The organism is Falsirhodobacter halotolerans (assembly GCF_022899245.1).
In the GTDB taxonomy this organism is placed as follows: domain Bacteria; phylum Pseudomonadota; class Alphaproteobacteria; order Rhodobacterales; family Rhodobacteraceae; genus Falsirhodobacter; species Falsirhodobacter halotolerans.
In genome coordinates, this window is sequence record NZ_JALJAZ010000001.1 from 193,284 (window position 1) to 211,652 (window position 18,369).

Genomic DNA, 18,369 nt, shown 5'->3' on the forward strand with positions numbered 1-18,369 from the left:
AATCTCGCCTTGCGTCCAGCGACTTCGCGGCCGCCATGCCTCGAACATGACCCGGGCGGGAGGGCGTTTGGCAGCGTACGCCGCGCGTCCGACATTTTGGAATATTTGTAATTTGCGGACGGACGCCCTATATAGCGGTCATGATAGAAACAAACTGGGGTAACCCCGTCACCTTCTCCGAAGGCCCCGACGGTCCGATCCGCAACATCAAAACAGTCGAGCAGGCTCTGCAAAGCCTGAAAATGCAGTGGCCGCTTGCCAGCTGCACGAAGCGTCTTGCTGCCGCGCGAATGGCGCAGGGTGCCATGGAATGCGTCATCGATCCCAGAGCGGTTCGTGTGGCATTTCTCGAGGCTATCGAGCGCACCGACATGAAGCTCGTCGTCTGACCTCAGGTCGCGAACATTACCTGCGAACATGACGCCGTATGCGGATCCCGTGTGCGGCTTTTTCATGTCTACCATCATTGGATACGACCTCCGAAGGTGAGGAAATGCTTGGTGGCGTCGGGCGCGATCGAAAGGCTGCCAGCGACGGCGATCAAGGCGAAGAACATGGCGGCGATGGCGATGATCACGAGCCATCCACGGGCCCCGCCCGGCTCCAGCCGGTTGGGCGGATCGTCGGGCAGCAGCTGCTCCATGTCGGCACCGGGCGGGACGCCGCGGTGTTCGCGCAGGATGAACTGGTCGATGGCGTTGGGGCTGCGGGCAAGCACGGCCAGCGCCTCGATCTCGACGTCAGGCCGGATATACGGCTGACGGAGAGCGGTGCGGGCGTCGTGCAGCGACAGCGGGGAAAGGAATGGGCCGGTCATGATGTGGCTCCGGGGGAAAAGGCCCCCGCCCGAAGGCGAGGGAAGTTTGAGACAGTGACGCGCGTCCGACCCCCGACGCGCCGGGGATGGGGTCAGGCCGTCCGGCCCATGAAGAAGGGCAGGCCGGTTTCTTCGGCGGCGGTGGCGGCGATCTCGGCAAAGGTGGCGCGGCGCTGGTATTCGACGCGGCGCCATTCGAAGGCCAGCAGCAGTCCCTGCGCGGTGGGGCGGAAGCGGAAGGCCGCGCGCAGTTCCACCGGCGGTTCGCCGTTGTAGAGCGGGATGTTCAGGAAGAACTCGCGCGGCACCACCACGTCATTCGCCACGCGCGTATCCGTCTCGAACCGGAACTTGCGATCGCCGTTTTCCAACCGAACGCTGCTCTTGAAGCTCTGATCGACAGTCGCCTCCAGATCGCGGCTGATCTCAACCATCACCGTTGCTTCGGGCATGGAGATATCGACGCTGTTCTCTTCCAGAAACGCGGCAAATTCGGCCTGCGGGTGGAAGTCGCCCTCCATCGCATCCCACCGCTGGAATTCCTCAGACGGCAGCAGCTTGAACGTGGCAGTGTGCTTGCAGGCACCGGGCAGCAGAATGCCTTCTTCGTCGTCCTGGTTGCTGCGGTGGAAATCCAGATGCGCCGCAATGGTCATCGCATCGTAGTCCGCGATCAGGATCGACGCCGCCGTGCTGAACCGGTTGGCGTAGTCCGAAAGGGACCGGCGGTTGTCCAGCGTGACGCGCTGGATCTGGCGCGGCGGCAGGCGATGCGGGTCCGTGATGTCCTGCAGGCGGTGCTTGTCCGGCGTCAGGGCAAAGGTGCGCCCGTCGAGCAGGCGCAAGATCGGATCGGCCAGGCGGGCGCCTTCGATCGCCGCCTCGATGCCCGCGCGGGGATCCTCGATCACGGCGACGGTTGTGGTGCCGATCTCTCGGCCTTCGTGGTTTAGGGTTCGGGCCATGGGGGCCTCCTTTCAGGGGTGGGAAATCAGTCGCGGTCGCGCATGCGGCGGTCGTCCAAGTCATCGACCCAGTCTTCCTGGCGCGGATCGCGGCGGGACAGGCGGCCGTCATCGGTGGCGTAGTAGATGCCGGTGCCCATCGGGCGGCGCGGCTTTTTCACCGCGATGTCCGGGGTGCATTCGATCTGGCCGGCCTTGTTGACCTTGAACGGCAGGGTGATGGTGATCGACCCGTTGCCGCCGGTCTCGTTGATGGCGTCCATCAGCTCGTTCAGATGCTTGTCGCCCATCTCCAGCAATTCGCCGCGGCGAAAGGACTGGATGAATTCCATGAAGTTCAGTTCGGCTTTGGCCATGGGGCGATGCCTCTCAGTTGGGGTGATGCGGGCCGGTGCGGTCACGGGTGGGCCTCAAGTGTTGGGGGTGGTGGGGGTCAGGCCAGTGCGGCCATGATGTCGCCGGGTGCGCCGTCCTCGATGTCGGACAGGTCGTGGTCCTGCGTGTCGCTGCGCAGGCGGCGGGACCAGCCGCGCTTGTTGCAGGTGTTGCGGACGGCGATCAGCTTGAGGTCCAGCGCCTCGGCCAGCTCGCGCAGGGTCAGGTCCCAATCGCGGGCGGTTGCGTAGGACCAGATTAAGTAGGCCTGCGCCTCGCGCCGGACGGCGTCGGTGATGTGGCGGCGGGTCATGCTCATATCCCCCGATAGAGTTCGGCCTGATCCAGCGTGTGGGGCAGGTTGACGGCGGTGCGTTCGAGTGCGCAGCCGAAAAGCAACCCCGCCAGGGCGACGAGGGAAAGGATCAGGGTGGTACGGAGAAAGGTGGGCAGGCTGCGGACCAGCGCCTCACGCCGGATGCGGCGGGCGTTGATCAGGGACTGCGGGGCGCGCAGGGCCGTGGATACGGCGGGGCGCGGGTGGTCGGGGATGTTGAACATTTTTCCTCCATGTCCACCGGCCCATGCGTCGCGGTGGTATGGAGTAAAGATGCATTAATGCACATACTAAGTCAATGCACGAATGCATATTATGTGCATTTCGTATGCACATCAACGAATCGCCGTGTTACCCTTCCCCTACTAGCGTGGTGCTGGCGAACATAAAAAGGCCCCGCGCGGGGCGGGGGCTCGGAAGATGAACATACAGACTGGTTACCTTGAGCCGATTACTTTGGACGATCCTGACGGTGCCATGAGGGAAACGCATGCCGTAGTTCTGCTCAACAGTATGAAAAACATACTGAGCACGCTCAATCGGAGCTATCCGGGATTGGGGGTCCATTTGATGGTTGAACGTAAATCGTTCTGGGGACTTGGCCCGTCACGTTGGAGGAGGCTGTAATCGACCGCAGGACCAAATCTGTGAGATCGCGCAGTTCTGATCTTATTTCTGTCGGGAGCGCTTCGACCTTAAGATCAAGCGCTGCAACGCTGTCCGCAATGCGCTCGATATCGCCTTGGCCCCTCGCCTGCATCGCAATCATTATCCCAAATGCCCCAAACACTGCGGCGCACAGAAGGCCAACGGCCCACTGTTGGGTTGAGTAGCCCCCCTCCAGTCGCGAAACCCGGCCGTGGATGTCGCGTACGGCTACGAAGTCAGACAGCGCAACCATATCGCTGGTCGTAAGCCGCACTCTCTGGCCATTGAGCGGTTCAGTGGAGACCTCGGCCTCCTCAAAGCGAATGGTTTCCATCGGTGCTGCATTCATTTTTTCATAAGCGAATCCAGATGGAAAAACTGTGTCGCGGTGCAGTTTCCACAAATCATCGGAACAAAGCCGAACCCATCTGTCAGAGAGTGTATACTGACCATCGCCATCACTTCAGCCTCCTCCGTGCTTCTGCGCTTCGGAACGATCCACTGTCCGGCTCCACATAGGGGGCATTTGTTCGGTATATTCAGCTTCTCGATCTGCCGTATCACCGAGGCATGATTAGGATTGCTCATCAAGTAAGTCCTATGTTTACAACATGCGAAGCGGGATTGGTGTCGCCCGATCGGCGCACAGTACGTTTGCGCCCGTCGATCGTGACAACCTCGCTGCCGGGCAGGTAGGCGGCAGGGGTGCGGGCTGTCAGGGCTGCGCAAGCAATGGTGTTACAGGCGATCTTCCTTGCGGCCATGCAGATCATACCTTCCTCCCATACCAGACAACCTTGCCGACAACCTCGATATCTTCCACCGCTCGTTCGGTGTTCGGATAGGTCTGGTTGTCGGATATGACCATGATGTGGCCGCTTTTGGTACCGCGCCCGATACGTTTCACCAAAAGAGAAGCCCCGCCATCCTTGATGACAAACAGCCCATCGAACGACAGATCCTTCTTTAACATATCAATCATCACGACATCATCGTCGCTGATCGTCGGCAGCATGCTGTCGCCCTTGACGCCAATGATCGCTAGGTCTTTGGCCTTTGTTTTCGTGATCCGATGCAAATATCCGGCAGGGAAAACCAACTGCTCAATGATCCGCTCGTCTTCCACAATGTGCCCGTCTCCGGCACTGGCGTGGACATCGAAAACGGAAACGAGATTGTGGGTATTTTCAAGGGGTGCGGTGCCGACCTCATAGGATTTCGGCACCTCCCCGTCTCGAAAGGGGGCGAATGGTATTCCGCTGAACTCTTCGATCTTAGCAAGCGTTGGAAGCGATAGATCGAAGGCATGATCGGCACCGCTCAAGGGGCGGGTAAGCGTTGTCGTTGAAAGCCCGGCGGCCTTTGCCAAAGGCGATGCTCTTAGGCCGGTCGCCGCCATGACGTGCTTCAGATATCTAAGGTGCCAAGTTTCCTGCATGCCGCGATCCTAGCGATGCATTGGTGCAGGGTCATGTTGCATTGATGCATTGACTATTAGTGTGCAGCAATGCATATTATGTGCATCTTGCAGCGAGACACACATATGGCCCACCCTAACGACATCCCGGAAATGGAAGCAACTCTCGCTACCCATGGCATTTCGATTTCCGCAATGTGCCGCAAGGCAGCCGTTGCAGAAACGACTTGGGGACGCTGGAAGCGGGGGGAAGTCAGCCCGACCTTCAAAACGTGGGACGCCGTAGCGTTGGCTTATTCCGAAATCCTCCGCGACAAAGAACAGGGGGCCGCATGACCACGGCCCCCGTACCATCCTCTGCTGTTTCATCCGTTGCACCCTCACAAGCGCAACATAGGAACGGACCCACACAAATGTCTTTGTCCAAAGTTTTTGACCCGCGCACATTTCGCGCGAGTTTTGCCGGTTTCTGGTCGGCCTTCCTGCACGAGCATTATCGCAACCCCGAGGAAGTCTCGGTCGCGTTCGGTGTACGGTATCAGACCGCGCTGAACTGGTGGCAGGGGACGAACCGCCCCAGCGGCGATATCGTCGCCCTCGCCGGTAGGCGGTTTCAGGATTTCATGGATCGGCGGGCCGCATGATCTGGTGTTTGACCGCGCTGAAGGCCGTCGTCTCGACGGTGATCGTCACGCTTTTGGGGGTGTCATTCCTCCCCAGGGAGGCAGCCGCACGGCTGATCCCGCTGCAAAAGTTTTTGACCAAAGAAATTGAGCGGAGGCGCCCGTGACGCCGCGGGAATGCGGCCCCATTCGGGGGGCTAAGGTCTCCGAAGCCGAATTCCGGCGAATGTGGAACGATCCGAACCTGACCATGACGGAAATCGGCCGGCGGCTTGGCATCAGTCGCCACGCCGTAGCCGTACGGGCCCACTGGCGCAAACTGCCGCCGCGCGGAAATATTGCCGCGCATCTGGCGCAGAGCATACGGGATCCCGAGTTTGCGGCCATGTGGACAGCGGGCGTCCGGTATGGCGACCTGATCAAGCATTATGGGGTAGCGTTTGCCACGCCCGCCAAGACGGCCGCCCGGCTTGGCTTGCCAAAGCGCGGCAAGAACAGGCGCTCGGCCATCGGGATCGATGAATATCGCCAGATGAAGATCGGGCGGGATATGGCCGCGCAGGCCGCGCGTGAGGTGGCCGAACGGGCCGCGCGCGAGCGCCAGCAGGCGAGGTCATCATGAGCCATTCCGCCCTTGTCTGGCTGGCCACCGTGCCTGCCGAGCTGTCCAATGCCGAATTTCGGGTGCTTTACCACTTGTGCAATCACCACAATGACAAGACGGGGCTGTGCTTTCCGCCGCAGTCCTTGCTGCTGGAGCGGTGCGGGTTTTCCAATGGCACGTTGAACAACGCGCTTAACAAGCTGGAGGAGCGCGGACTAGTGCAACGGCATCGGTCCCGTGACGCTTCCCACCGCAAGCGCCCGACCCAATACGAGATCGCCCTTGGCGGGGCCAAGTCTATCTCCAGCCGGTTGGAGACGGAAAAGGGTAATTCCATCTCCAGCGGAGTGGAGACGGCGGGCGGGGAAACCAACTCCAGCGGAGTGAAGATGGAAGTAGGAAAAGCCATCTCCAAAAAACGCACCGTTCCATCTCCAAAAAACGGCAAAAGCCATCTCCAGCCCGTTGGAGATAAACCAGTAAATAAATCAAAAAATAACCCGCAGGCGGGTGCGCCCGCACACGAGGGCGCGCGAGACGCCGCCCCGGTCGAGGCTGATATCCCGGCATTCTGGGCTGAGAAGCTGAACACCGGGAAATTCGTGGCCAGCAGCGCGATCAACGCCGGAATGGCGCGGGCGATGCTGGACCGGAACCTCGTCACCCACGACCGGCTGCGCGCAGCGGGCATCGTGGTCTGATTGCTGAGAAAGGGCGCGAACGATGACGGCAGAGCAGGATGATCACGCCATCGAGGGGCGGCAGGCGGTTCGGGCGCACTTCGTGGGGCGGTTGCGCGACGCGGGGATCCAGAAGCCCAAAGGCATGACTGCCGGGGCGTTTGATCAGATGCTGGACCGTCAGGTGGACTGGCTGGCCTACATGCACCGCGAAAACCTGATCACGCTGGCCGAACAGGTGCTGGACAATGCGGGCGGGCCGAAGCGCGACATGTGCCCGACCGAACTGGTGATCCGTGATCTGGCGCGTCGGCTGCAAGAGCGCCCCGTGCAGAAAAACCGGATCATGACCAGCTGGCTGGCGTCGATCGAGGGGCCGTCCGCGCAGATGGCGGGGCATCTGGTCGAGTTGTTCCGGTTCCTGCGCGTCAACGGGCGTCCGCCGGGGGCGTTCGACAAGATCAAGATCAGCGAGGCCGCGCGGGACAACAGCCGGACGCTGGCCCTGATCCGCGAGCGCATGGCGATCGGCCAGGCGTCGATCGAGGAACGGCAGTTCGCGGAAGCCTATGCCGCCGATCAGCGGGTGGCCAACGACATCGTGCGGACCGGGGCGGAACGCCGGGATGCGAAACTGGAAGGGACAAGGGGATGATGATGCGGAAGATCAGCGCGGCGAAAGCACGGGTGCAGCTGGCCACCATGCCGTGGGATGTGGGGCCGCTGACCCGGAACCAGATGGCGGGCAAGGTGGTCGAACGGGTCATGGTGCGGAACCCCGAGACCGGCAAGCTGGAGAACCCCGACCGCGCGGTGCGGACGCGGCGCGAGTCGTGGATCGGGCGCTATCACCGGCGCGGCAAGCTGACGGCGGCGCAGTTCAACATCGCGGTCGAGCTGTTCGACGCATCGCAGGGGTTTCCGGTGCGGGACGTGCTGGCCGCGCTGCGGATCGATGCGGCGATGGGCGATTGCGATCCGGAAGTGGCGCGGGTGGATCGCCGGCGGAAGTTCTTCCGCATGGCGGCAGCGGTGCCCCAGTTCGCAGCGCCGGTCATCCGCCACGTTGTGCTGCACGACCTGTCCCTTCGGAGCATGCCGCATGTTCATGATGCCCGTGCTGAAGCGCGCCATCTAGACCGACTGCAGCGCGGGCTGGAGGCCCTTCACGGGGTGTGGGGCAGAAAATTGTTGACCGCCCCAAAATAATCGGGCAGATCGGCATAGTCGGAGACGTGCGCGGGTTGGAAACAACGCCGCGCTTTTTCGTATCCGAATGGCCTGCTGCGGTTCTGCCCGTGGCCTAATCCCCCTCCCGCCTCCGTCTGCCGCTCATGTCCCTTGGGGCAGGCGATGATGGCGGGTCGCCCGCCCCGAAAGGTGGCACCGCCGCACGGCCCGGCGTGGCAGGGGTCCAGATAGGAGGATGCGATGGCACCAAGATTGAAAGCGATGCCGTCGCTGCTGCCCGCCGCCCCGTCCGCGTTGCCCTCGATCAGTTCGGATTGGTCGAAGAAGCGTGACCAAGCGGTGTCGTGGCGCAAGTGGTATCACACGGCGCGGTGGCAGAAGCTGCGGAAGGGTGTGCTGGTGCGGGATCTGTTCACCTGCCAGCGATGCGGGCGGATCGAGGGAAACACCTCGCTGCTGGTCGCGGACCACAAGGAGCCGCACCGGGGCGATGAGACGCTGTTCTGGGATGCGGGCAATCTGCAATGCCTTTGCCAGTCCTGCCACAGCAGCGACAAGCAGCAGGAAGAGCGGCGCTTATAGCGGCGGTCCTGTCGTGATGATCTCGACCTGGTCATCGCTGGCGGCCGTCACCACCACCACGCGTATCCGCAATGTCTCCGCGGTGAGGATCGGATCGCCGCGCTCTGATAGCAATGAGAATGGATCTCTTGTTTGAAAGTAGCCCCGGCCCGACCAATCGCTGCCTTGCTGGCTAAACCGGACATCGACCCAACCTTCATATACAGCCCCACTTTCGCACTCGATCGTGGCATCTGATCTTACTGGTCTCAATTTCGTCCCTCCCTAAAGCCGCCAGTTTGCCCGACGCCTTGAGGCAATCAAGGATTCTCTCAGACAATGATTGATGGTGAAGGGATGAAGCTGGATACCGCTTGCCTTGTAGAAGGAAGGCGTGCCGAGGGGCTGGCGGATAAGCAGTTCAATATTCCGCGGCCGGCCTGTTCTATAGAACCTCGCTGATAGGCATAAATGAGAAGAAGCCTACTGCGCTCATATCGGTGATTAGAACCATAAGGCGGTCGTCACCGCACTGTATGATTGGATCCCCGAAGATATGCATGGCCGCCGGTGGTTGATCGCAAACGAACGACCCACCCATGCCGCTGGTGTTGAAGCGCATTATCACTTCACCCGTGTATCGTGTGCCATCGGGAAAGGTCAGGGTCGCCTCACCGTTCAACGCTTTCATCCACTCACCCATCGCTACGTTTGGCCCGAGTTCGAATCGGCAGGGTTCGGGTGAGCCTCCATATCCCTTTCCTCATGGATGCGCAGCACCAACGGTGCGGCTGGGGGGGGTGGGTCAAAAGTCAAAAGGGGCCCAGACGCTAGACCAGCGCCCCCCGCACGGAGAGATTTTTTTCTGATGACAGAGGTTTTCGACCTGTTCGGGAACCCCGTTGAGGCGGGGACCGGCAAGCCCGGACGGCCCCGCAAGGACGCCACGCCGGAAGATCGCAACAAAGTCAAGATGTTACTGGCGTTCGGCTGGTCCAACGAACGGATGGCCCGAACGCTCCGCATGTCGTTGCCGACATTTCGGCGCAATTTTTTTCAGGAGCTCGAAGAGCGCGACGCGGCCCGCGACATGCTCGACGCCCGCCGGATCGAGATCGCCATGGGCCTCGCCAACGACGGCAATGTCGGCGCGCTGAAGGAGTTGGGAAAGATGCTGGAAAAATCGGACCTGATGGGGATGGAGCGCCGGTTGCGTGATGCGCAGTCGGATGAGAAGTCCAAGGACGATCTGGTCACCGCAGCGGCTCCGCAACCCGGTAAGAAGGAAGCGGCGAAGGCGGCGGCGAAAACGGCTGGCGACGGAAGCCTCTGGGGCGATGACCTGAAACCCGGCATCCACTGATGACGGCCCCCATACGTTCGACCGCATGGTCAACGGCGGTCCCGGATTGGAAAGAGCGCATCCGCAAGGGGCGGTCGCTGATCCCGGACCTGCCGTTGCACGATGCCGTGGCCGAAAAGGCGTTGCGGATCTTCAAACGCCTCCGGGTGCCGGACATCATCGGCACCCCGACCTATGGCGACAGCTGCGGGGAATGGGTCTTTGACCTCGTCCGCGTGATCTTCGGATCCTACGATCCCGAGACCAAGCGCCGCGCGCTGCGGGAATTCTTCTTGCTGATCCCGAAGAAGAACGGCAAGTCCTCGATCGCTGCCGCGATCATCGTCACGGCGGCGATCCTGAACGAGCGGCCCGAAGCCGAACTGCTGCTGATCGCGCCGACGCAGAAGATTGCGGGAATCGCCTACAAGCAGGCCAAGGGCATCATCGCCCTGGATGATGATCTGGCGAAGCTGTTCCACGTCCAGAACCATCTGATGACCATCACGCACCGCAACACCGGCGCGATGATCCTTGTCAAAGCGGCCTCGCCGGACGTCATCACCGGCTCGAAATCAACGTTCATCCTCATCGATGAGACGCACGTCTTTGCCCAGATGGCGAAGGCGTCGGAGGTGTTCGTGGAAATCCGCGGGGCCTTGGCCGCGCGGCCCGACGGGTTCCTCTTGCAGATCACGACCCAGTCGAAGAAGCCGCCTGCCGGTGTCTTCAAGGCTGAACTGACCAAGGCGCGTGAAGTGCGGGACGGCGTTCGGGCCTTCCCGATGCTGGCGGTTCTTTATGAATTGCCGCCCGAGGATGCCAACGATGGCGGGTGGAAAAAGCCGGAGAACTGGGGCCGGGTCAATCCGCACCTGGGGCGGTCGGTCGATCCCGAATGGCTTCGCGACGAGGTGGAGACGGCGGAACTGGAAGGGCCGGAAAAGCTGGCGCTGATCGCCTCCCAGCATTTCAACGTGGAGATCGGCCTCGGCCTTCATGCCGATCGGTGGCCCGGCGCCATCTACTGGCGCGAGGCCGCGCTTGAGAAGATGACGCTCGACCGCCTGATTGACAGCTGCGACGTGGCGACTGTCGGGATCGACGGCGGCGGGTTGGACGACCTCATGGCCTTGGCGGTGATTGGTCGGCACCGGAAATCGCGGGCGTGGATCCACTGGGCCCGTGCCTGGGCGCAGCCGGACGTGCTGGAACGCCGGAAAGAGATCGTGCCGCGCCTGCGGGACTTCGAACGCGATGGCGATCTAGTGTTCTGCCAGTCGTCCGAGCAGCAGGAGGCGGAGGTCGCGGACATCTGCGAAAAGCTGTTCCTCGCGGGCGTCCTGCCCGAGGCGAACGGCATCGGCCTCGACAGCGCGGGAATCGCCACTTTGCTCGATGCCCTAGCATCGCGCGGGATGGATCAGCCGCTGGTGACAGCGGTGACGCAGGGCTGGAAACTGCAAGCGGCGGTTCTGACGCTGCCCCGGAAGCTGAAGGACAAGACCATGCGCACCTCGGGCCAGCCCCTGATGGATTGGGCCGTGGGCAACGCCAAGGTCGAACTGCGGGGGAGTAACTACCTGATCACGAAGCAGGCGTCCGGCGCAGCGAAGATCGACCCGCTCATGGCGACGTTTAACGCGGCGATGCTGATGTTTCTGAACCCGCAGGCCAAGCCCAGCTTGGACGAATTTCTGAATGACCCAATCATGGTGGTGTGATGTCGATCATTACAAAGTTGGCATCGACACTGCCCGCCCGGGTGCGGTCTGAGGTCTATGAGGTCGAGAAGGAAAAGCGGACTCGCGAAGGTGGAGGCGCAGATGTGCTGTCGCGGATATTCGGTCGCCGGTCCGCTGCCGGAAAGCCGGTCAACCTTCAGACCGCCATGCAGCTGTCGGCGGTTTGGGCCTGCGTCCGACAGACCGCCACGGTGATCTCATCCCTGCCGCTGTCGGTCTATGACAAGCGCGACAACGGATCGCGGGACACGGTGGCGGATCGGTTTGCCGAAGTGCTGACCGTTTCGCCCAATGCCGATCAGACCGGCATGGAATTCTGGGAAGGCATGGTTGCGTGGCTGATGACCAACGGCAATTGCTATGCCGAACGGACGGACGGGCGGCTTGGCCTGTCGCAGCTGCGCACCCTGCCGTCGATCTCGACCGAACCGTTTCGGAACGCAGATGGCGATCTGATGTATCGCGTCCGGGATAGGGGAAAGACCGAAGTCCTCCCGCGCGACAAGGTGTTCCATGTCCGGGGCTTCGGCTTCGGTTCGGATGTCGGCCTGTCGCCCATCACCTTCGGGGTGCAGACGATGGGCACGGCGCTGGCGGCGGAGGAAAGCGCGGGCAAGATCTTCGGCAACGGCATGCAGGTGTCGGGCATCCTAAAGGCCGGTCAGACGCTGACGGCGGAACAGCGGGTTCAGGCCCGCAAGATGCTGGAAGCCTATCGCGGGTCCGAGGCGGCGTGGAAGGTGATGGTGCTGGAGGCCGGTCTCGACTTCCAGACGCTGACCATGAACCCCGAAGATGCGCAGATGCTGGAGACGCGGCGATTCTCGGTCGAGGATATCTGCCGCTGGTTCGGGGTGCCGCCCATCGTTGTCGGCCATGCGGGCCAAGGCCAGACCATGTGGGGATCGGGCGTCGAGCAGATCATGATCGCTTGGATGAACACCGGCCTGAACCCGATCCTGCGGCGCATCGAAGGCCGGGTTCGCAAAGACCTGATCGCCCCCGGTCAACGCATCAAACGCTACGCCGAGTTCAACCGGGAGGGCATCCTCCAGATGGACAGCAAGGCCAAGGCCGAATTCCTCACCAAGCTAGTGAGCAACGGCATCATGTCGCGCAATGAGGCGCGGGAAAAACTCAACCTCGCCCGCCGCGATGGGGCGGACGATCTGACGGCACAGACGGCGATGGCCCCGGTGCAGGATCTCGGAAAAGAGGATACGCCATGACGCTCCGCACACTTCCCAAGGCCGATATCGCGTCCCGTCCGGGTCTGCGCAGCGATGTGACGCCCAAGTCGCTGTCACGCTGGAACCCGGACGTGCGGGCGGCGGCGGATGAGACCGAAGCAACAATCTCGATCCTCGATCCGATCGGCATGGATTATTGGGGCGACGGCGTCACGGCCAAGCGGATCACAGCGGCCCTGCGGTCGATCGGGGATCGCGATGCTGTCGTGAACGTCAATTCCCCCGGCGGCGACTTTTTCGAAGGGCTGGCCATCTACAACGCGCTGCGCGAGCATAAGGCCAAGGTGACGGTCAACATTCTGGGCGTTGCCGCCTCCGCCGCCTCGGTCATCGCCATGGCGGGGGATGAAATCCGCATCGCCCGCGCGGGCTTCCTGATGATCCACAACACGTGGGTCGTCGCCGCCGGGGATCGCAACGCCTTCATCGAGGTGGCCGATTGGCTGGCCCCGTTCGATGACGTGTCTGCCGACATCTACGCCGCCCGCACCGGGATCGCGAAGGACAAGATCGCGGCCATGCTTGACCGCGAAACGTGGATCTCCGGTTCGGCGGCTGTCGAACAGGGCTTTGCCGATGGCTTGCTGTCGGCGGATGAGATCGACGCGGGCAGCGATGCGCAGCAGAGCGGCGGCAGCGCCCGCGCGGAAAAGAGATTTGATGTGCTGGCCCATAAGGGCGGCATGTCGCGGGTGGAAGCGCGTCAGCTTCTGACCGACCTGAAAGGGGGCAAGCCCGGTGCTGCCTCGGACATCACGCCCGGTGCTGATGTCGCCCAGGGGCTTCGCAGCTTCTTGGAAAGCCTGAAATCCATCTGAGGAACATGACATGAAGAAATCCCTGATGCCGCTGGCAAGCCTGGCGGCGCTTATGGCTGCGCAACCCGTGGCCGTGATCGGTTCGGTTCGGGCCGATGCCGGTGGTGGCGATGTCGCGCAGCTGATGAAAGACGTGAAAGCGCAGCTGGATCGCGTCACCGGCGAGACGAACAAGACCGCCGAGAATGCACTGAAGGAAGCGCAGAAGGCAGGTGCCCTAACGGCGGAGACGAAAACCTCGGTCGATCAGCTGCTGAATCAGCAGGGGGTTTTGCAAACGGCGTTCGACAAGCTGGAAAAGCATATCGAGGGCATGGATGCGAACCACCTCGAACTCGAACAGCGTCTTGGTGGCAAGCGGGGCGACGGCGGCGATCTTCGCCAGACCCTCGGCATGGCCATCGCGCAGCATGACGGGGTCAAGGGCTTCACCAAGGGCAGCCTGACCTTCACCGTCAGCAACGCGATCACCACCGGTTCGGCCTCGGCCGGCGCGCTGAAGGTGCCGCAGCGCGAGACCGAAATCGTCGGCCTGCCGCGCCGCCAGTTCTTCGTCCGCGATCTGCTGTCGCGCAACACCACCGACACCGACCTGATCCAATATGCGCGCCTGAAAACGCGGGATCTGAAAGCGGCCCCGGTCGAAGAGACGACCATCAAGCCGATGTCGAACCTCGAATACGAAGAAGCGGATGCAAAGGTCGTCACGCTGGCGCACTGGATCCCGGTGTCGCGCCAGGCGATGGACGATATCCCGCAGCTTCAGGGCGAGATCGACAACGAGCTGGTCTACGGCCTCGACCTGACCGAAGAAAACCAGATCCTGTCGGGGGACGGCGAAGGGCAGAACCTGCCGGGGCTGATCACCAACGCCACGGCTTACAGCGCGGCCTATGAGCCGGAAGGCTCCACCCGGATCGACCGCCTGCGCTTTGCCATGCTGGAGGCCAGCCTTGCCGGTTATCCGGCGGATGGCATGGTGCTGAACGAGATCGAATGGGCGCTGATCGAAACGACCAAGGACAACGAAGGCCGCTACATCTTCGCCAATCCCCTTGGTCTGGCCGGTCCGGTTCTGTGGAGCCGCCCGATCGTCGCCACGCCGCAGATCGCGCAGGGCGACTTCCTGACCGGGGCGTTCCGCGTGGCGGCCACGATCTATGACCGCATGGACACGGAAATCGCGATCTCCAGCGAAGACCGCGACAACTTCGTCAAGAACATGCTGACGGTGCGGGCCGAAAAGCGGCTGGCGCTGGCCATCAAGCGCCGCGCCGCGCTGGTTCACGGCTCGTTCGCCGTCGCCTGATTCCCCGGTGGGCGCGTGATCGCGCCCGCCGTTTCCCATGGTTCGACACAGGAGAGATCAGATGTCGAAAGTGACCATCACCCCCATGCGCCAGTCCACGGGCGTCTATGGGACCATCCAAGCCTACCAGCCGGTGGAGGTGGACAGCGATCTGGCGAAGAGGCTGCTTAAGACGGGCAACTGGATCAATGGCAAAGTTGCCAAGGAAGATCTGCCGAAGATGTTCGCGCTTCCGATCGGTGCCACGATTTCGGAGATCGCGCAGGATCCCGAACAGGTGCTGGATGCGGAGCATCTTGCGGCGGAAGTCGAACGCCTTGGCAAACAGGCCGAAGGGCTGGATGCCCGCGAGGCGGCGCTGAATGACCGGCAAGCCGAACTCGATACCCTCTTGGCCAATCAGACTGCCGAAGGCCAGCGCCTGACCGCATGGGCAGAGGAACTTGGCGGGCGGGACAAGGTGCTGACCGATCTCGGCACTGATATCGACGCCCGCGAAAAGGCGCTGCAAGATGCCGAGTCGAAGCTCGCAACGGATCGCGAGGCCCATGACAAGGTCGTGGTCGATGCGGCCGCCGCTGCGAAGGCGAAGAAGTGATCGTCGATCTGAGCCTGCTGAAGACGCACTGTCGCATAGACCACGACGCCGAAGACATGGTTCTTTTCGCGTATGCCGAGGCGGCGCAGGCGCAGATCGAACATTGGATCGGTCGCCGTGTCTATGCGCGGGCGTCCGACCTTCCTCCAGCCGGTTCACCATCTCACGACCCGTACCAGCTGGTGGCCGATGCTTCGATCACCGTTGCGGTCCTGATGCTGGTGGGCCGCATGTATGATGATGAGCGGACCGGCGGGGCAAATGTCGGATTCAATGCAACGCCGCCCGCCGCCGTGCAGAGCATTCTGGCGGGCTATCGCGTGTTCCGGTCCTTGTCGGACGAATAGGCCATTCCGCCATGATGGGAGGCAAGTGAGATGAACAGAACCGCAGCTATGGACCGCCGTGTCCAGTTTTTTCGCGGAACGATGATCGATGACGGGCACCAGTCCCGTGTTTCGGACTTCCGCCCGCACGGGTTCCCGGTATGGGCGCAGAAGTCGCCGGTCAGCGATGGGGAGCGGTTTCGCGCGGACGCGGTGGCGCGGGACAACACCGATCGATTTCAGGTGCGTTGGTCAGCGTTCACCTCCGCGATCACCGCGGCGGATCGCCTGAAATGCGAAGGTGTCACCTATGGCATCAGCGGGATCAAGGAGATCGGACGCCGGGAGCGGCTGGAGATCACCGCGCATCGGCTGTCGCCATGACGTTCCGCATCGACGGCGACAAGGCGCTGATGCACGCGTTGCAGCAGATCGGACGGCGCAGTACGCAGATCGCCGTGACGCGCCGGGCGCTGCAAAAGGCGGCGGAGCCGATGCGGGTCAAGGCCGAGCAATACGCGCCCATCGGCCCCACGGGAAACCTGTCGAGCGGTATCAAGATCAGCGTGCGGGCCAAGGGAGAGGTCGGACGCGCCGCCTATGCGGCCACCATGCGGGAAACGGGGGGCGACAAGGCGGCGGCGGTGGCCGCGCTGCGGACGGCGCGGCGGACGTTCCGCGCCCTCAACCCACCCGCAATGCTCTACCTCGGCCCGGTGCAGGCATTGTTCTACGCCCACTTTGTCGAGTTCGGTACCAGGCCCCATCCCAATAAGGGGCGCTTTACGGGAACGCAGCATCCTGGCACCGCGCCCGATCCGTTCCTGCGCCCCGCCTTTGACGAGGAGGCGCAGGCGACAATTGCGCGCGTTGCCCGTCTGATCTGGACAGAAATCGAGAAGAACGCCACGCGCACAGCACGACGGAGGGCCAGAGCCGGTGGAAGTTGAACTGAGGCGCATGGTCATGGCCGCATTCGCGCTGCCGCCGATCGCGGTGAATTGGGGCGAAGCGGCCACGGATCAGCATGAAATCCACATCGTCCTGCACCTTATCAGCTGGGTCAGCGGGCACACGATGCAGGGGCCGGATGGGCTGAACACGTCGCGCGTGCAGATCGATTGCTATGGCCCGACCTGGGCCGATGCGCGAGGGGTTGCGGGGCGCGTTCGTGCGGCCCTCGACGGTTATCGCGGCGGTGTCTTCCGGGGCATCTTCGCAGACGGAATGCGCCAGACCCGCGAGGCTGGTGCGAATGCTGGCGAGTCCATCTATCGCGCCAGCGCGGACTTCATCATCCATTGGAGAACCTCACATGCTTGAAATCGAATCCCAGGCCGATATCGGCTATCAGGACGAGTTGTGGATCGGTCCGTTCGGGGATGGTCAAACCCCCACGGCTTGGACGCAGATCCTTGGCGTCGAAGAATTGGGGATGCCGGAAAAGACCCCCGAAGATGTCGATGTCACGCATATGCAATCGCCGGGGCGGTCCCGCGAAACGCGGCCCGGCCTGATGGCGGTGGCGGATTTCTCGCAGGACATCCAGTTCTGGCCGGAGCATCCGAGCCAGGTTCTGCTGGACGATCTGGCGGAACTGACCGAGGCGGGCGAGCCGGCCTACGTCCTGATCGAGATGAACGTGGGCGGGATGCGTCGGACCTATCGCGGTTACGTCAACTCGTTCACGCCCTCGGGCAGTGTGGGTGACAAGCGCATGGCTAGCTTGGCGATGAAAGTCTTCGACCGCGTCGCAAACAGCCGGGTGCCCGCATGAGCGACGTGACCGGCGCGTATCACCACGCTTTCGGTGAGAAAACCTATCGCCTTCGCCTGACCCTTGGCGGGATTGCCAAGCTGCAAGGTCGGCACGGCGACGATCTGGGCGGGCTGCTGTCGGGCAAGTATGCCAAGAAGGAGGGCGACATGGGACCTGCGCCCATTCCCCCGTTCGGCATCATGCTGGACGTCGTGGCCGTCGCGTTGGAAAAGGGCGAGGCTCTACCTGCTGACGAGGCGGCGGACCTTGCCGACGACCTCATGACGGCGGATCGCAATGTGTTTTCCCATGTGATGACGGCGGCGTTCCCGGACTCGGTGGGAAACGAAAAGCCCCCCAGGGCGAAACGGGCCTGAACCTTGGGGATCTGTTGACCGCCTATGTCGCGCTCGGGCTGGATGCGGCACGGTTCTGGGGCGTGACGCCGCGCCTGTTGAAGCTTGAGATGGATGGCGCAGAGGCGCGTCTACGGCGCGACCGGGAACTGACATGGTGGGGTGCGATGCTGCCCCATCTGAAAAAGCCCGTCCCGCTGGAGAAGTTCATGGGGCAGAAGGTCGATCCGGCGACGCGAGCTGCGGCGTTCAATGCGGCCTGGGACCGTGTCGATCGGGCGTTCAATCGCAAAGGGCGTTCGCAGCCTTGATAAGGGGCCCAAGGCTCTTCTTGAGTTCTTGCCCCGCTATCACTTGGTCAGTTTTCCAGATGGGCTCAATAGACGTGTGCCCAGCCTGCCGGGCCGTGCCATTCAACGCATAGGTCGTGCCACTCGCGCGAATGGTTGCAGCTGATTTCCGGCAGGCCAATACGCCGCTGTCAACGGTAAGTGGCCAATCAGCCCCATACTCTGCGGCTCCCACTGTATTCTGGTCGCCAGGCGATGCCAGCAAGGCGATCACAAGGATGAATACGAGACCGATGCCCGTGACGTAGAAGAAGGTTTTCATTTATGGCCATCGTTATTGGTGATCTTCGGGCCATTC

At 62.4% G+C, this 18,369-nt stretch carries 28 protein-coding genes; 21 read left to right on the top strand and 7 right to left on the bottom strand.

Features of this window, described 5'->3' with window-relative positions; genetic code table 11:
* Positions 1 to 140 precede the first annotated feature (140 nt).
* Positions 141 to 389 (top strand): DUF982 domain-containing protein, encoded by a 249-nt coding sequence (locus MU449_RS00930; protein WP_244736109.1) that lies wholly within the window; start codon positions 141 to 143, stop codon positions 387 to 389.
* 74 nt (positions 390 to 463) lie between these two features.
* On the opposite strand, the gene MU449_RS00935 is transcribed toward MU449_RS00930, so the two are convergent.
* The 6 genes from MU449_RS00935 to MU449_RS00960 all read right to left on the bottom strand — a co-directional run bounded on the left by MU449_RS00935 (position 464) and on the right by MU449_RS00960 (position 4,580).
* The gene (locus tag MU449_RS00935; RefSeq protein WP_244736110.1) at positions 464 to 817 is read right to left on the bottom strand and encodes a hypothetical protein; all 354 of its coding nucleotides are present in this window, start codon (positions 815 to 817) and stop codon (positions 464 to 466) included.
* Between the two features lie 92 nt (positions 818 to 909).
* Complete coding sequence (locus tag MU449_RS00940) at positions 910 to 1,782, bottom strand: DUF2303 family protein (RefSeq protein ID WP_244736112.1); 873 nt, start codon at positions 1,780 to 1,782, stop codon at positions 910 to 912.
* Positions 1,783 to 1,808: 26 nt separating this feature from the next.
* Positions 1,809 to 2,138, bottom strand: a complete 330-nt coding sequence (locus tag MU449_RS00945; protein ID WP_244736113.1) for a transcriptional regulator — start codon at positions 2,136 to 2,138, stop codon at positions 1,809 to 1,811.
* 77 nt (positions 2,139 to 2,215) lie between these two features.
* The gene (locus MU449_RS00950; RefSeq protein WP_244736114.1) at positions 2,216 to 2,470 is read right to left on the bottom strand and encodes a hypothetical protein; all 255 of its coding nucleotides are present in this window, start codon (positions 2,468 to 2,470) and stop codon (positions 2,216 to 2,218) included.
* A gap of 2 nt (positions 2,471 to 2,472) precedes the next feature.
* Positions 2,473 to 2,718 carry a hypothetical protein gene (locus MU449_RS00955; protein ID WP_244736115.1) on the bottom strand — a complete coding sequence of 82 codons (246 nt, stop codon included), beginning with the start codon at positions 2,716 to 2,718 and terminating at the stop codon, positions 2,473 to 2,475.
* Between the two features lie 1,193 nt (positions 2,719 to 3,911).
* Entirely contained in the window at positions 3,912 to 4,580 is a 669-nt protein-coding gene (locus MU449_RS00960) for a S24 family peptidase (RefSeq protein WP_244736116.1), read from the bottom strand.
* Positions 4,581 to 4,972: 392 nt separating this feature from the next.
* On the opposite strand from MU449_RS00960, the gene MU449_RS00965 reads away from it, so the two are divergent.
* The 20 genes from MU449_RS00965 to MU449_RS01060 all read left to right on the top strand — a co-directional run bounded on the left by MU449_RS00965 (position 4,973) and on the right by MU449_RS01060 (position 18,032).
* Positions 4,973 to 5,203, top strand: coding sequence for a hypothetical protein (locus MU449_RS00965; RefSeq protein ID WP_244736117.1), 231 nt, complete (start codon positions 4,973 to 4,975; stop codon positions 5,201 to 5,203).
* An 8-nt stretch (positions 5,204 to 5,211) separates the two neighbouring features.
* Positions 5,212 to 5,349 carry a hypothetical protein gene (locus tag MU449_RS00970; protein ID WP_244736118.1) on the top strand — a complete coding sequence of 46 codons (138 nt, stop codon included), beginning with the start codon at positions 5,212 to 5,214 and terminating at the stop codon, positions 5,347 to 5,349.
* Positions 5,346 to 5,804, top strand: coding sequence for a winged helix-turn-helix domain-containing protein (locus tag MU449_RS00975; RefSeq protein ID WP_244736119.1), 459 nt, complete (start codon positions 5,346 to 5,348; stop codon positions 5,802 to 5,804). Before MU449_RS00970 ends, MU449_RS00975 begins: the two co-directional genes overlap by 4 nt.
* Positions 5,801 to 6,487: a helix-turn-helix domain-containing protein gene (locus MU449_RS00980; protein ID WP_244736120.1), complete on the top strand. Its 687-nt coding sequence runs from the start codon at positions 5,801 to 5,803 to the stop codon at positions 6,485 to 6,487. Before MU449_RS00975 ends, MU449_RS00980 begins: the two co-directional genes overlap by 4 nt.
* Positions 6,488 to 6,509: 22 nt before the next feature.
* Positions 6,510 to 7,121 (top strand): hypothetical protein, encoded by a 612-nt coding sequence (locus MU449_RS00985; RefSeq protein ID WP_244736121.1) that lies wholly within the window; start codon positions 6,510 to 6,512, stop codon positions 7,119 to 7,121.
* Positions 7,118 to 7,675 (top strand): hypothetical protein, encoded by a 558-nt coding sequence (locus MU449_RS00990; RefSeq protein WP_244736123.1) that lies wholly within the window; start codon positions 7,118 to 7,120, stop codon positions 7,673 to 7,675. Before MU449_RS00985 ends, MU449_RS00990 begins: the two co-directional genes overlap by 4 nt.
* 222 nt (positions 7,676 to 7,897) lie before the next feature.
* Positions 7,898 to 8,239, top strand: a complete 342-nt coding sequence (locus tag MU449_RS00995; RefSeq protein ID WP_244736124.1) for an HNH endonuclease — start codon at positions 7,898 to 7,900, stop codon at positions 8,237 to 8,239.
* Positions 8,240 to 9,086: 847 nt separating this feature from the next.
* Complete coding sequence (locus MU449_RS01000) at positions 9,087 to 9,581, top strand: resolvase (protein ID WP_244736126.1); 495 nt, start codon at positions 9,087 to 9,089, stop codon at positions 9,579 to 9,581.
* Complete coding sequence (locus MU449_RS01005) at positions 9,581 to 11,284, top strand: terminase large subunit (RefSeq protein WP_244736127.1); 1,704 nt, start codon at positions 9,581 to 9,583, stop codon at positions 11,282 to 11,284. The genes MU449_RS01000 and MU449_RS01005 overlap by 1 nt, the downstream gene beginning before the upstream one ends.
* Positions 11,284 to 12,534 carry a phage portal protein gene (locus tag MU449_RS01010; RefSeq protein ID WP_244736128.1) on the top strand — a complete coding sequence of 417 codons (1,251 nt, stop codon included), beginning with the start codon at positions 11,284 to 11,286 and terminating at the stop codon, positions 12,532 to 12,534. The genes MU449_RS01005 and MU449_RS01010 overlap by 1 nt, the downstream gene beginning before the upstream one ends.
* Positions 12,531 to 13,373, top strand: a complete 843-nt coding sequence (locus tag MU449_RS01015) for a head maturation protease, ClpP-related (protein WP_244736129.1) — start codon at positions 12,531 to 12,533, stop codon at positions 13,371 to 13,373. The genes MU449_RS01010 and MU449_RS01015 overlap by 4 nt, the downstream gene beginning before the upstream one ends.
* Before the next feature lie 10 nt (positions 13,374 to 13,383).
* Entirely contained in the window at positions 13,384 to 14,682 is a 1,299-nt protein-coding gene (locus MU449_RS01020) for a phage major capsid protein (RefSeq protein WP_244736130.1), read from the top strand.
* 61 nt (positions 14,683 to 14,743) lie between these two features.
* Entirely contained in the window at positions 14,744 to 15,280 is a 537-nt protein-coding gene (locus tag MU449_RS01025; protein WP_244736131.1) for a hypothetical protein, read from the top strand.
* Entirely contained in the window at positions 15,277 to 15,627 is a 351-nt protein-coding gene (locus tag MU449_RS01030) for a head-tail connector protein (RefSeq protein WP_244736132.1), read from the top strand. The genes MU449_RS01025 and MU449_RS01030 overlap by 4 nt, the downstream gene beginning before the upstream one ends.
* A 30-nt stretch (positions 15,628 to 15,657) precedes the next feature.
* Positions 15,658 to 15,990 (top strand): phage head closure protein, encoded by a 333-nt coding sequence (locus MU449_RS01035; protein ID WP_244736134.1) that lies wholly within the window; start codon positions 15,658 to 15,660, stop codon positions 15,988 to 15,990.
* Positions 15,987 to 16,556: an HK97-gp10 family putative phage morphogenesis protein gene (locus MU449_RS01040; protein ID WP_244736135.1), complete on the top strand. Its 570-nt coding sequence runs from the start codon at positions 15,987 to 15,989 to the stop codon at positions 16,554 to 16,556. Before MU449_RS01035 ends, MU449_RS01040 begins: the two co-directional genes overlap by 4 nt.
* A gap of 16 nt (positions 16,557 to 16,572) precedes the next feature.
* The gene (locus MU449_RS01045; RefSeq protein ID WP_244736137.1) at positions 16,573 to 16,929 is read left to right on the top strand and encodes a hypothetical protein; all 357 of its coding nucleotides are present in this window, start codon (positions 16,573 to 16,575) and stop codon (positions 16,927 to 16,929) included.
* Positions 16,922 to 17,383 (top strand): phage tail tube protein, encoded by a 462-nt coding sequence (locus MU449_RS01050; protein WP_244736138.1) that lies wholly within the window; start codon positions 16,922 to 16,924, stop codon positions 17,381 to 17,383. The genes MU449_RS01045 and MU449_RS01050 overlap by 8 nt, the downstream gene beginning before the upstream one ends.
* Complete coding sequence (locus MU449_RS01055) at positions 17,380 to 17,742, top strand: hypothetical protein (protein ID WP_244736140.1); 363 nt, start codon at positions 17,380 to 17,382, stop codon at positions 17,740 to 17,742. Before MU449_RS01050 ends, MU449_RS01055 begins: the two co-directional genes overlap by 4 nt.
* Before the next feature lie 14 nt (positions 17,743 to 17,756).
* On the top strand, positions 17,757 to 18,032 hold the full coding sequence (locus tag MU449_RS01060) for a hypothetical protein (protein WP_244736141.1): 276 nt from the start codon (positions 17,757 to 17,759) through the stop codon (positions 18,030 to 18,032).
* Here MU449_RS01060 and MU449_RS01065 read toward each other — a convergent pair.
* Positions 18,004 to 18,333, bottom strand: a complete 330-nt coding sequence (locus tag MU449_RS01065; protein ID WP_244736142.1) for a DUF2511 domain-containing protein — start codon at positions 18,331 to 18,333, stop codon at positions 18,004 to 18,006. The genes MU449_RS01060 and MU449_RS01065 overlap by 29 nt on opposite strands.
* Positions 18,334 to 18,369 lie beyond the last annotated feature (36 nt).